Origin of the sequence: Rhizobium sp. 18065 (assembly GCF_902706095.1) — a bacterium.
Classification (GTDB): domain Bacteria; phylum Pseudomonadota; class Alphaproteobacteria; order Rhizobiales; family Rhizobiaceae; genus Allorhizobium.
The window spans coordinates 71,766-85,039 of the sequence record NZ_CACSJP010000010.1; the positions used below are offsets into that span (position 1 = coordinate 71,766).

10 protein-coding genes are annotated in these 13,274 nt (G+C 61.9%); 1 reads left to right on the top strand and 9 read right to left on the bottom strand.

Annotation, left to right across the window (positions count from 1 at the left end):
* Nucleotides 1–10: 10 nt before the first annotated feature.
* Nucleotides 11–1,597 (bottom strand): ABC transporter substrate-binding protein, encoded by a 1,587-nt coding sequence (locus GVK95_RS20340; protein WP_159952517.1) that lies wholly within the window; start codon nucleotides 1,595–1,597, stop codon nucleotides 11–13.
* 127 nt (nucleotides 1,598–1,724) lie between these two features.
* Between GVK95_RS20340 and GVK95_RS20345 the strand changes: the two genes are divergently transcribed.
* Entirely contained in the window at nucleotides 1,725–2,519 is a 795-nt protein-coding gene (locus GVK95_RS20345) for a helix-turn-helix transcriptional regulator (RefSeq protein WP_159952518.1), read from the top strand.
* Between the two features lie 4 nt (nucleotides 2,520–2,523).
* Here the strand turns inward: GVK95_RS20345 and GVK95_RS20350 are convergent, their stop codons facing one another.
* The 8 genes from GVK95_RS20350 to GVK95_RS20385 all read right to left on the bottom strand — a co-directional run bounded on the left by GVK95_RS20350 (nucleotide 2,524) and on the right by GVK95_RS20385 (nucleotide 13,272).
* On the bottom strand, nucleotides 2,524–4,155 hold the full coding sequence (locus tag GVK95_RS20350; RefSeq protein ID WP_159952519.1) for an ABC transporter ATP-binding protein: 1,632 nt from the start codon (nucleotides 4,153–4,155) through the stop codon (nucleotides 2,524–2,526).
* Nucleotides 4,148–4,975, bottom strand: a complete 828-nt coding sequence (locus GVK95_RS20355) for an ABC transporter permease (RefSeq protein WP_159952520.1) — start codon at nucleotides 4,973–4,975, stop codon at nucleotides 4,148–4,150. The genes GVK95_RS20350 and GVK95_RS20355 overlap by 8 nt, the downstream gene beginning before the upstream one ends.
* Nucleotides 4,972–6,093, bottom strand: coding sequence for an ABC transporter permease (locus GVK95_RS20360; protein WP_159952612.1), 1,122 nt, complete (start codon nucleotides 6,091–6,093; stop codon nucleotides 4,972–4,974). Before GVK95_RS20360 ends, GVK95_RS20355 begins: the two co-directional genes overlap by 4 nt.
* Entirely contained in the window at nucleotides 6,078–7,655 is a 1,578-nt protein-coding gene (locus GVK95_RS20365; protein WP_159952521.1) for an ABC transporter substrate-binding protein, read from the bottom strand. Before GVK95_RS20365 ends, GVK95_RS20360 begins: the two co-directional genes overlap by 16 nt.
* Nucleotides 7,656–7,777: 122 nt before the next feature.
* Nucleotides 7,778–8,560 (bottom strand): carnitinyl-CoA dehydratase, encoded by a 783-nt coding sequence (locus GVK95_RS20370; protein WP_159952522.1) that lies wholly within the window; start codon nucleotides 8,558–8,560, stop codon nucleotides 7,778–7,780.
* Nucleotides 8,561–8,566: 6 nt separating this feature from the next.
* Nucleotides 8,567–10,624, bottom strand: a complete 2,058-nt coding sequence (locus GVK95_RS20375; RefSeq protein ID WP_159952523.1) for an acetate--CoA ligase family protein — start codon at nucleotides 10,622–10,624, stop codon at nucleotides 8,567–8,569.
* Nucleotides 10,625–10,627: 3 nt separating this feature from the next.
* Nucleotides 10,628–11,788, bottom strand: a complete 1,161-nt coding sequence (locus GVK95_RS20380) for an acyl-CoA dehydrogenase family protein (RefSeq protein WP_159952524.1) — start codon at nucleotides 11,786–11,788, stop codon at nucleotides 10,628–10,630.
* Nucleotides 11,785–13,272: a carnitine 3-dehydrogenase gene (locus GVK95_RS20385; RefSeq protein WP_159952525.1), complete on the bottom strand. Its 1,488-nt coding sequence runs from the start codon at nucleotides 13,270–13,272 to the stop codon at nucleotides 11,785–11,787. The genes GVK95_RS20380 and GVK95_RS20385 overlap by 4 nt, the downstream gene beginning before the upstream one ends.
* Nucleotides 13,273–13,274: the final 2 nt, after the last annotated feature.

Here is a 13,274-nt window from a genome sequence, read left to right on the forward strand (position 1 = left end):
TCCCTAAGTCTTAAGCGTCGAACCAGACACGGCTGCCGATATAGCCGTTCGACATGTCGTTGCCGATATCCTCGACGAAGCCCTTCAGCGATGTCGATGCGGCCATGATGTAGTCGTTGAACACCGGCAGGATGAGGCCGCCTTCGTCACGCACCATCACGGCCATGGTGTGATACATTTCACGGCGCTTGGTGTCGTCCAGTTCCGAACGTGCCTGCAGCAGCATCTTGTCGAAATCCTCGCGCTTGAAATGCGTGTCGTTCCATTCGGCTGTCGACAGGTAGGATGTCGAATAGCGCGAGTCCTGCGTCGGGCGGCCGCCCCAGTATGAGGCGCAGAACGGCTGGACGTTCCAGACATTTGTCCAGTAGCCGTCTTCCGGCTCGCGCTGGACCTGGATGTCGATCCCGGCCTTCTTGGCGCTTTCCTGATAGAGCACGGCTGCATCGACGGCGCCGGCAAATGCGGCATCCGATGTCCTGAGCAGGATCGGGCGATCATGGCCGGACTTCTTGAAGTGGAAGGCGGCCTTGTCGGGGTCGTAAGCGCGCTGTTCGATGCCTTCCGGCGCCAGCGCATAGGCGCTGTTGACCGGATAGTCGTTGCCGATTGTGCCGTAGCCGCCGAGTACGCGGTCGAGGATTTCCTGGCGGTCGATCGAATATTTCAGCGCTAGCCGCAGGTCGTTGTTGTCGAACGGTGCGGTGTCGCAATGCATCAGGAAGGAATAGAAACCCTTGCCGGCATTGCGGATGATCTCGACCTTCGGCGCGCGCTTGAGCAGCGGCACGGTCTTCGGGTCGATATTGTTGATGAAATGTACCTGGCCGGACGACAGGGCTGCGATACGGGCGGTCGCATCGTTCATGACGATGATTTCAACGCTGTCGACATAACCGCGATCCGAGCGCCAGTCTTCAGCGTTCTTCTCGAATGTGGCGCGCACACCGGCATCGAAGCTCTTCAGCTTGTAGGGACCGGTGCCGATCGCAGCCGTCGGATTGTCGACGCCACCACCCGGCTGAATGATCAGGTGATAGTCGGTCAGCATCAGCGGCAGGTCGGCATTGCCTTCCGTCAGGGTCAGCACCAGATCGCCACCCTTGTCCTCGATGGTCTTGATCGAGGACATCAGACCGAGTGCGCCGGATTTCGAATTGGCGTCGGAATGGCGTTTCAGCGTCGCGATGACGTCGGCAACCGTCATCTTGCTGCCGTCATGGAAGGCGATGTCGTTGCGGATCTTGAAGGTCCAGACCGAGGCATCGGCCGAGGGTTCCCAGGAGGATGCGATCGAGGGCAGGGCTGCGCCGGTCTTCGGATCGGATTCGACCAGCGTGTCGCCCCAGAGATGGCCGACGACGAAGAGAACGGAAGCGCTGTATGTGGCGGGATCGAGCGTGTCGGTGGCAGCACCACCCTTGAGGCCCATCTTCAGATGACCGCCACGCTTGGGTTCCTGCGCCCTGGCGCCGGTCGGCAAAAGCAGATTGCCGCCAAGGCCTGCCGCGAGACCGAGTGCGGTCGTACCACCGAGGAAACCGCGGCGGTTGATGCCTGCGTCGAGCAGGCCGGAATTCCTGGTAAAGTCACGCATTTTGGTTGCCCCTTTTTGTGGTTTGTTGACCGGGAGCCTAGCTGTACGCACGGGCGTTACAATTTCGCGACTTGACGCTTTATGACGCTAGTTTACGCTACCATCACCGAGGCAAAGGAACTGATGCATGGCCGGCCGTGACGTATTTATCGAAAATCTCCGGCTGGCCTGCGCGACACGGCGGTCGATCTCGGAAATCTGCCGCGACATCGGGCTGAACAGGCAGCAGTTCAACCGTTACATTTCCGGTGAAGCCCGGCCGTCGGCACATAATCTGGCGCGTATTGCCGGCTTTTTCGGACTGACCGCGCAGGATTTTGATCTTTCGGCGGATGCCTTTCGCGCCCGCATGCAGCGGCCGGACCGGCGGCTTGCCGATGGCGGCCATCTGCTCGACGGATTGCCGGGAGATATCTCTGCGCTGCGCCGGCACCTCGGCTATTTCCAGACCTATCATCTGTCTCTGTCCTGGCCCGGGCTGGTGGTCTGTTCCTGTGCGCGGCTGCAGGAAGAAAACGGATCAGTGCATGTCAAATCGATCGAGCGCATTCGCGATGTCGACAACGAAATCCGGCAATATTCGAAATATGTCGGCCTGGCCGCTTTCTGGCGAAACCGCATCTTCATCACGGAACGCAGCATCACCCGCCAGCCGATGATGTCGCAGACGATCCTGATGCCGTTCGACGTGCACCAGCGCGTCTATCTGCGTGGCACGACGATGGGGGTTTCATGGCGCAAGGAAAACCTGCCCTATGCTTCGCGGGTGATCTGGCGGCATATCGGCCAGGATCCGGACAAGCGGCAAATGCTGTCGCGATGCGGCGTGCTGTCATTCGGCGCACGGCAGCTTCCGGCCACCGTGCGCGACTTTCTCCAGACGCCGTCAGCCGAGGTGCTGACGGTGCCCGGTGGCTATTGAGACTTCAGTTGTCGGCGCTGGCCATCTTGCGGGTGGCGAGTACCTTTTCCAGCCAGCCGATTTCCATCTCCGGAACCGATTTCAGCAGCAGATCGGTATAGTCGTCGAAAGGCGGCGCGAGCACCTTCGATTTCGGGCCGAAGCGGACCAGATTGCCGCGATGCATGACAGCGACGGAATCGGCGATGGCACGGACGATGCCGATGTCATGGGTGATGAAGACATAGGAGAGCTGCTCCTCTTCCTGCAGCCGCAGCAGCAGCTTGAGGATGCCTTCGGCAACCAGCGGATCGAGGGCTGATGTCGGCTCGTCGCAGAGGATGAGGTCAGGTTTGGCGGCAAGGGCTCTGGCGATCGCCACGCGCTGCTTCTGGCCACCAGACAGTTCGGCCGGATAACGATCGACGAAACCCGAACCCATTTCGATCTGGTCGAGCAGTTCCTTCACCCTTGCAGTCTTCGCGGCACCGCGCAGGCCATAGTAGAAGGTCAGCGGCCGACCGATGATGTCGCGCACGGTCTGGCGCGGGTTCATCGCCGTATCCGCCATCTGATAGATCAGCTGGATGCGGCGCAGATCCTCGCGGGAGCGTTTCTTCAATGCCGGGGGCATCTGCTTGCCATCGAAGGTGACGCAGCCTTCGGTGTGCGGCAGGAGGCCGGTGATCACGCGGGCAAGGGTCGATTTGCCCGAACCGGATTCGCCGACGATGGCCAGCGTCTGGCCTTTCGGCAGATGCAGCGAGACATCATGCAGCACCTTGAAGCCGTTGGAATACTGGGCGCTGACATGTTCGACCTTGAGCAGAGTGTCCGTCTGGTCGGGCGCCTCGTCGCGCGCCGTCTGGCGGACATTGACCAGCGCGCGCGTGTAGTCCTCGCGCGGGGCCTCGATGATCTGCTGAACCGGGCCATATTCCACCGTCTTGCCATGGCGCAGGACCATGATGTCATCGGAGATTTGCGCGACCACCGCAAGATCGTGGGTGATGTAGAGGGCGGCGGTGTTGGTTTCCTCGATCGCGTGCTTGATGGCGGCCAGCACGTCGATCTGGGTGGTAACGTCGAGTGCCGTCGTCGGTTCGTCGAAGACGATCAGTTCCGGGTTGGAGCAAAGCGCCATGGCGGTCATGGCGCGCTGCAACTGGCCGCCCGAGACCTGATGCGGGAAGCGGTCGCCGAAGGTTTCGGGATTGGGCAGACCGAGTACCTGAAACAGGTAGAGGGCACGCTTTTGGGCTTCCTCGCGGCTCATCAGGCCGTGCATGACGGTGGCCTCGATGACCTGATTGCCGAGCTTGTGTGCCGGGTTGAAGGCGGCAGCCGCAGACTGCGCGACATAACAGACGCGGGCGCCGCGGATCCGACGGATGCCGTTCTTGCCGAGCGGCAGGATGTCGGTTCCGTCGAGCAGGACCTGGCCGCCGGTGATTTCCGCACCGCCGCGGCCATAGGCGAGTGCCGAGAGGCCGATGGTCGACTTGCCGGCGCCGGATTCGCCGATCAGGCCGAGCACCTTGCCCTTGGCGAGGTCGAAGGAGACATTGTCGACCAGCGTGACCCGCTTGGGAGGCGCGCCTGGCGGATAGCTGGTGGCCTCGATCTTCAGGTTCTTGACGGACAGAAGATTATGCATCGCCGCGTCCTCCTTTCAGGCTGGACGTGCGCTTGAGCAGCCAGTCGACGACCAGATTGACACAGACCGCCAGGGCAGCGATCGCCCCGCCGGGAACGAGGGCGGCCGATATGCCGAAGATGATGCCGTCCTTGTTGTCCTTGACCATGCCGCCCCAGTCTGCGGCCGGCGGCTGGATGCCGAGGCCGAGGAACGAGAGGGTGGAGAGGAAGAGGATCGAGAAGGCAAAGCGCAGGCCGAATTCTGCGAGAAGCGGCGATAGCGTGTTGGGCAGGATCTCGCGGAAGATGATCCAGATCTTGCCCTCGCCGCGTAGCTTGGCGGCTTCGACGAACTCCATCACCGCCACATCGAGGGCCACGGCACGACCGAGGCGGTAGACGCGGGTCGAGTCGATCACCGCCATGACGGTGATCAGGATGAAGATGTTCTGCGGCAGAACGGCGAGGATAACGAGTGCCAGGATCAGGGCGGGCACCGACATCATCAGGTCGTTGAGACGCGACAGCAGTTGATCGACCACGCCGCCGGTGACGGCTGCGGTAAAACTCAGGATCATGCCGAGCGAGAAACACAGGATGCTGGCCGCCAGCGCGACGCTGATCGTGGTGCGGGCGCCGAAGATCAGGCGCGACAGGAGATCGCGACCGAGATTGTCTGTGCCAAGCAGGAAGTCGCCTCCCATCGGCAGCCAGATGTCGCCGACGATTTCGCGTTCGCCGTAGGGCGCGATGAAATCGGCGAAGATCGCCGCGAGGATGGCGATGGCGATGCCAAGGATACCGACCCAGGCACTGAGGGGGATGGAGCGTAATCTCATCGTGGATGCCTCAGCCGTGGGTTGGCCAGTATGGCGAGGATATCGGCTGCCATGTTGAGCAGGATGTAGAAGGCGGCGAAGATCAGGCCGCAGGCCTGGACCACCGGCATGTCGCGGACGGTCACGGCGTCGACCATATACTGGCCCATGCCGGGATAGACGAAGACCACCTCGACCACGACGACGCCGACAACCAGGTAGGCGAGGTTGAGTGCTACGACGGTGATGACGGGGGCGATGGCGTTGGGAGCCGCGTGGCGGGCGATGATGCGCAGGCTCGACAGGCCCTTGAGCTCTGCGGTCTCGACATAGGCCGAGGACATGACGCTGAGTATGGCGGCTCGGGTCATGCGCATCATGTGGGCAAGCACGACGAGTACCAGGGTCGTGACGGGCAGGGCGATGGCCTTTAGTCGCTCCAGGAACCCCATGCTGTCATAGACGGTCGAGGGGAATGTCGCGATGCCGAGATTGACGGCGAAAAACAGGATCAGCAGATAGCCGATGAAGAATTCCGGCAGCGAGATCGCCGCCAACGAGACGATATTGATGATGCGGTCGGGCAGGCGGTTGCGGTACTGCACGGCAAGCATGCCCAGCCCGATGGCGAGAGGCACGGAGACGATCGCGGCAAAGAAGGCGAGGAAAAGGGAGTTTCCGAGCCGCTTGCCGATCTGTTCGCTGACCGAATTGCGGCTGGCCCAGGACGTGCCGAAATCACCCTGAACGGCGCCGCCGAGCCAGGTGAGGTAGCGTTCGGTCAGCGGCTTGTCGAGGCCGAGATCCTTGCGGATGTTGTCGACCGCCTGTGGTGTTGCCGACTGGCCGAGATAGGTCGTGGCGAAATCGCCGGGAAGCGCCTCGACGCCGCCGAAGATCAATATGGAGACGGCAAACAGCAACGCCACGCTGAGGGCGAGGCGTTGAAATATCAGCGATGCGAGGGGGCTGCGCAGGAGCCGAATGCCACCGGCGGTGGCGCCTTTTGCTCCGCTCCCCGTCAGGAGTGCCGGTCCACCCGCAATGATTGCGACCCGGGGCTCTTCAGCCCCGGGCGCATCATTCGGCGTGGCCGGACCTTTGGAAGGTCCAGTGCCCGTCATCAGGCGTCGAGCCAGACGCGGGTGGCAACATAGCCATTCGACATGTCGTTGCCGATGTCGTGCACGTAGCCCTTCACCTGCTTGGAGGCGGCGTTCACGAAGTCATTGAACATCGGCAGGATCAGGCCGCCTTCGTCGCGGACCATCATCGCCATGTCGCGGTACATTTCCTTGCGCTTGGCCTCGTCGAGTTCGGAGCGGGCTTCGAGCAGGATCTTGTCGAAGTCGGGACGCAGGAAGCGAGTGTCGTTCCAGTCGGCGGTCGAGAGATAGGCGGTGGAATACATCTGGTCCTGTGTCGGACGGCCGCCCCAGTAGGAGGTCGAGAAGGGCTGGACGTTCCAGACGTTGGACCAGTAACCGTCGCCCGGCTCGCGCTTGACCTCGATCTCGATGCCGGCCTTCTTGGCGCTTTCCTGGTAGAGTACGGCGGCATCGACAGCGCCCGGGAAGGCGACGTCAGACGTGCGCAGCAGGACCGGTCCGCTGTGGCCGGATTTCTTGTAGTGGAAGGCGGCCTTGTCCGGATCATAGGCGCGCTGTTCGATGCCCTCGGGGAAGAGCGCATAGGTCTCGTTGATCGGGAAGTCGTTGCCGACCTTGCCATAGCCGCCGAGGATCTTCTCGACCATGGTTTCGCGGTCCATCGAGTATTTCAATGCCATGCGCAGGTCGTTGTTGTCGAACGGCGCGGTATTGGCATGCATGATGAACACGTAGTGGCCGCGGCCCGACGTCGAAAGGATTTCAACGGTCGGCGCGCGCTTGAGCAGCGATACGGTCTTCGGATCGACGCGGTTGATGTAATGCACCTGGCCGGACGAAAGGGCTGCGATACGGGCCGTGGCGTCGTTGATGCCGATGATCTCGATCGTGTCGACGAAGCCGCGGTCGGTGCGCCAGTCTTCCTTGTTGCGCTCGAACGTGGCACGCACGCCGGGCTCGAAGCTGGTCATCTTGTAGGGACCGGTGCCGTTTGCCGAGCTTGGATCGTCATAGCCGCCATTCGGCTGGATGACGAGGTGATAGTCGGTCAGCAGCAATGGCAGGTCGGCATTGCCTTCTGTCAGGGTCAGCACGAGATTGCCGCCGTCCGCCTTGATTTCCTTGATCGATTTCATCACGCCAAGGGCGCCGGACTCCGACTTTTCGTCGGTGTGGCGCTGCAGGGTCTTCACGACGTCTTCGATCGTCAGATCCTTGCCGTCGTGGAACTTGACGCCCTTGCGGATCTTGAAGGTCCAGGTCGATGCGTCGGCAGAAGGCTCCCAGCTTTCGGCGAGCGCCGGGACCGGCTGGCCGGTCAGCGGCTCGGATTCGACCAGCATGTCGCCCCAGCAGCGGCCGATGCAGAACATCACCTGCGACAGGAACTTGGCCGGGTCGTTGCTGTCGGTGGCCGAACCGCCCTCAAGGCCTAGCTTCAGGTGGCCGCCGCGCTTCGGCTCCTGCGCCTGGGCGCTGTCGGCAAACAATTGGCTTGCAACGGTCAGAGAGACGCCGGCGGCAAGCGCGCGACCCATGAATTCGCGGCGGCTAAGGCCGCCCTTGGCGAGGTGGTTCAAATAGTCAGTCATTCCCCTGTTCCTTCGTTATTGTAAGTTGACAGAACTCTTCGATCTTCAGCAGAGTCGGTTTCCTCTTCCGGCCATGCTTGGTCTTTTCATGCGGGAAAATGGCACGGTTGCAGCCGCACTTTTCACTTTCCCTTCCAGATCGGGTCTCGCTTTTCGGCGAAGGCCCTTGCACCTTCCTTCTGATCCTCGCTCGCGTAAAGCGCGTCGACCGTTGCCAGCTGTCTTTTGGTGACTTTGTTCATCACAGTCTGGAACGGTTCGCCCTCTGCCTCGCGGACGATTTCCTTGATGGCGGCATAGACCAGCGGCGGGCCGCTTTCGAGCAGGCGCGCCAGTTGCCAGGCGCGGTCCATGAGTTGGTCTGCGGCGACGATTTCATTGACAAAGCCCCAGCGGTGGGCTTCCGCGCAATCGAGCCAGCGGCCGGTCAGCAGCATGTCCATGGCTATATGATAGGGAATGCGCTTTGGCAGTTTGATCGAGGCTGCGTCGGCCACCGTGCCGGAGCGGATCTCCGGCAAGGCAAACGTTGCATGATCGGCGGCAATGATCAGGTCGGCCGATAGCGCGATTTCCAGTCCGCCGCCGCAGCAGATACCGTTGACGGCGCAGATGACCGGCTTGTTCAGGTGACGCAGTTCCTGCAACCCGCCGAAGCCGCCAATGCCGTAATCGCCGTCGACTGCATCGCCGTCCGCTGCCGCTTTCAGGTCCCAGCCGGCGCAGAAGAATTTCTCGCCGGTTCCGGTGAGGATCGCGACGCGCAGATCCGGGTCGTCGCGGAAATTTCGGAAAATCAGGCCCATCTCGCGGCTGGTCGCAAGGTCAATGGCATTGGCCTTTGGACGGTCGATGACGACCTCGAAGATGCCACCGTCGCGCCGGGTGCGGATCGGACTGTTCAACCTATGCTACCTCCTTCGCCGAACGAGGGCATCTGCCGCAACGGCACCATGCCCATTCTTGAGGATCATCAATGGATTAAGGTCGAGTTCTTCCAAGCTTGCGGCGTTCTTTACGACATAATCTGCTATTGCTGCGACGGTTTTCACGGTGGCGCCGAGATCGCCGGCGGTTGTGTTGCGATAGCCGTCGATGAGTTTTTTGATCTTCAGGGACGATAACGCTTCCAGAATGGCCTCTTCTGTCGTCGGAAGCGTGACAATCGCTGAATCCTGAAGCAATTCAACCAAAATTCCGCCTGCGCCAAGGGTGAGGACCATTCCGGCCAGGGGGTCGCGGATGGCGCCGACGATCAGCTCGGCGACTGGCCGTTCAACCATTGTCTCGATGAGAAAACGGGAGGTGATCGAGGCCATGCTGTTGGCGGCCTGGTCAACCTGCTTATGATCGCAAAGGTTGAGAATGACGGCGCCCGCTTCGCTCTTGTGATCGATGCCGAGACCTTTGATCGCGACCGGAAAACCGAGCTGGGTGGCGTGGATTGCTGCCTGTCGCGGGCTGTCGGCCACAAGACCTTGGGGGACATTTACGCCGAATTTGGCAAGCTCCGTCTTGGCTTCGAATTCGCTCAAGGTTGCCAGGTCACCGGCAATCGGCCGGACATCGAGCATCGGGGCTGCTGCCGGCTTTTGCCATGCCGCCCCGATGCCGCTTGCGACCGCGGCTGCCGCTATGGTCTCGTCGACCCCGCAAAATGCAACGATGTCGTTCGCCATCAATCGAAGCGCAATGTGTTCCGGCATGTTTTCCGGAAGGGTGGCGATGATGCCGGCTCTTGCGCCTGTTTCGGATGCCGCGGCTGTCACCGCGTCGATCGTCGTGATCCAGTCTGTGTCATCGCAACGGTCGGCGCGCGGCAGGTCGAGCACCAGCAGGTTCAGGGCGTAGTTGCCGCGAAACATCGCTGAAAAAGCCCGGCGCTGGCGGTCGAAATCGCCCCAGACAAATGTGTGGTAGTCGAGTGGATTGGAGAGCGTGACCATATCGCCGAGGCTCTGGCGCAGCTCCGGCAATTGCCCGACCTCGAGCGGCGAGAATTCTACTGCTTTGTTGCAGGCGGCGTCGGCGACAAGCGAAGCCTCACCGCCGGAACAGCTCATCGACGATATTCTGTTGCTGGAAAGCGGACCTGCGACATGCAGGAGTTTCAGCGTCTCGATCAGTTCAGGTAATGTCGACACGCGACCGATGCCGAGACGGGCAAAGACGGCCGTCGCGACAGCGTCGCCGCCCGCCAAGGAAGCCGTATGAGAAACGGTCGCCATTCGGGCCTGTTCGGATTTTCCGACCTTCAGCACCACGACGGGCTTTTTCAATACACGGGCGCGATCAGCCAGAGCCTGCAATGAGGCGAGACTGTCGAAACCTTCGACATGCAGGCCGACGGCGGTAACGCGCGGATCCTCGAGTGTCGCCATGGCCAGGTCGCAGATGCCGGTCTGTGCCTGGTTGCCGGCAGTCATCAGATAGGCGATCGGAAGGCCGCGACGCTGCATCGACAGATTGATGGCGATGTTGGAGGACTGCGTCAGGATCGCCACGCCCTTTTCGACGCGGATGATGCCGTGCTGGTCGGGCCAGAGCAGGGCGCCGTCCAGGCCGTTGATCAGGCCATAACAGTTCGGTCCGACGATCGGCATCGCGCCGGCCGCTTCGACCAGCGCCGCCTGCAGTGCGATGCCGTCGGCAAATTCACCAGCGGCTTCGCTGAAGCCCGAGGCATAACAGACCGCACCGCCGGCCCCGACTGCCGCAAGCTTGCGGATGATCTCGACGGTGAGCATCCTGTTGACGCCGACAAAGGCAGCGTCCGGTGTGGCCGGCAGGTCGTCGACCGAGCGATAGCAGCGCCTGCCGAGAACGATGTCGAGACTGGGATGCACTGGCCAGATTTCACCCGGAAATCCCATGCGGTCGCATTGCTCGATGACACGCCTTGCCTCGCGACCGCCGAAAACGGCGATGGATTGCGGGCGGATCAGGCGGTCGAGCGAGCGTTTGGCCATGCATTACGCTCCGAACGGTCTGAGGAGATCGCGACTGATGATGTGGCGCTGGATTTCCGATGTCCCGTCCCAGATGCGCTCGACGCGGGCGTCGCGCCAGAAGCGGCCGATCGGCAGGTCGTCCATGAGCCCCATGCCGCCAAATATCTGGATGGCTTCGTCGGTGACCCTTGCCAGCATTTCCGAGGCATAGAGCTTGGCCGATGCGACTTCACGATTGGCGTCGAGGCCTTCGCCGACCCGCCATGCGGCCGACAGGGTGAGAAGGTCTGCCGCGTCGATCTCGGTGATCATGTCGGCGAGCTTGAACGAGACGCCCTGATTGGCGCCGATCGGTTTGCCGAACTGCTTGCGCTCGGCAGCGTAGGGCAGGGCCAAATCGAAGACGCGGCGCGCACGGCCGACGCAGGTCGCTGCCACCGTCAGCCGCGTACCCGACAGCCATTCGTTGGCAATGTCGAAGCCGTGGTCGACTTCCCCCAGGACCTGGGTCGCGGGAAGGCGGCAGTCGGTAAAGGTCAGGATACTGTTGTGGTAGCCGCGATGGGAGAGCGAACTGTAGCCCTTGCGGATCTCGAAACCCGGTGTGCCGCGATCGACGAGGAAGGCGGTGATCTTTTTCTTCGGACCTTTCGCTGTTTGCTCCTCGCCGGTTGCGGCAAAGAGGATGACGAAATCGGCGAGATCGGCATGGGAGATGAAATGTTTGGTGCCGTTGACAATGAAATCACTGCCGTCACGGCGGGCCGAACATTTCATGCCCCGTACGTCCGAGCCGGCATCAGGCTCGGTCATGGCGAGGGCATCAACTTTTTCGCCGCGAATGGCGGGGAGCAAATATCGCTCCCGCTGCTCGCCCTCGCAGGCCATCAGGATGCCGGAAGGGCGGCCGAAAAAGACGGTCAGGCCCATGGAGCCCCGGCCGAGTTCACGCTCGACCAGCGTGAAGGTCAGCGGATCGAGGCCCGCGCCGCCGAGTTCCTCGGGGAAGTTGCAGCCATAAAAACCGAGTTCGAGGCATTTGCGTTTGATATCGGCTCCGAGGTCAGGCGGGACCTCGCCCGTGCGTTCGACGAGGTCCTCGTGCGGGTAGATTTCGCTTTCGACGAAATCACGCACGGTCTGGACGACCATTTCCTGTTCCTGGGTCAGACCGAAGTTCATTTTCTCTGCCCCACATGACGGCCGGTCCCATCGGGAGCAGGAAGGTTGGCATGGGCTGCCGCGATCGGCTGCAGTCGGTCCAGAATTTCGGCCGGTGCCGGTACGGTCTTGCCCGCTGCCGAATTCACATGCAGCAGCATCTGCTCGGCCGTGGCAATGGTGTCTCCGCTCGCCGTGTCGTGGATGGTGTGGAAGACATGCAGCCGCTTGTCGTCGGTGGACAGGATCTGGCACGTCGCATGGATCGCCTGTCCCAGTTTCGCTTCGCCGATATGGCGGATATGGGTCTCGACCGTGTAGTAGCTGTGACCGGCTTCGACATAGGCAAGATCGGCGCCGATCAGCCGCAACAGGGCGTCGGTCGTGTCGCCGAAGACCTGCAGGTAGCGATGCTCGGTCATGTGGCCGTTGTAGTCGACCCAGGCCGGGCTCACCTTGGTATCGACGAGGCGGAGCGGTTTTGCAAAATCCGGTTCGGTCTTGGCGCCGCCTTTCGCCCAGAGGCTCTGTTCGAAATCCTTGAGCAGCTTGCCGGCGCCCCAGCCTTCGCCGCCATTGCCACCTTTGAGTGATTGCAGGATGCCGACCAGGTTTTCGTCGCGGATGCGCTCCAATTCGCGGATCGACTGGCCGTTCGCCTGCTCGTCCGACTGCTGGCCGATTTTTTCAACCAGGGCATCGTCGAGATCGACGACGTCGGTAAACTTGGTCCATGGCCATTGCAGGCAGGGGCCGAACTGGGCGAGGAAATGGCGCATGCCGGCTTCGCCACCGGCGATGCGATAGGTCTGGAACAGGCCCATCTGCGCCCAGCGCAGGCCAAACGAATAGCGGATGACATCGTCCAGCACCTCGACGGTGCAGATGTCGTCCTTGATCAGCCACAGCGCTTCGCGCCACAGCGCTTCCAGCAGCCGGTCGCCGACGAAAGCCTCGATTTCGCGGGCGATGTGCACGCCCTTCATGCCGATGGGCGCAAGCCGGTCCATGGCGGCTTTGATTGTGTCTTTCGATGTCTTCTCGCCGCCGACGATCTCGACCAGCGGCAGGAGATAGACGGGATTGTACGGGTGGGCGACGAACAGCCGCTCTGGATGTTTCATGTCGCGCTGCAGGTCGGTCGGCAGCAGGCCGGAGGTGGACGAACCGATCAGGGCATCGGGCTTTGCGGCGGCATCGATCCTGGTCAGGACGCCGCGCTTCAGGTCGAGGCGTTCGGGCACGCTTTCCTGGATCCAGTCGGCTCCGATGACGGCCTCTTCCAGCGTTTCGCAGAAGGTGAGCGTGCCACGCGCCGGCATCGGTGCGCCGGTGAGCATGGCATAGGCGCGTTCGGCATTGGCCAGCACTTCGGCAACGATGCGCTTTGCTTCCGGATGCGGGTCGAAGACGGCGACATCGATGCCGGCGAGCAGAAACCGGGCGATCCATCCGCCGCCGATGACGCCGCCACCGATACAGGCTGCCTTGTTGATCTTGCTCATTT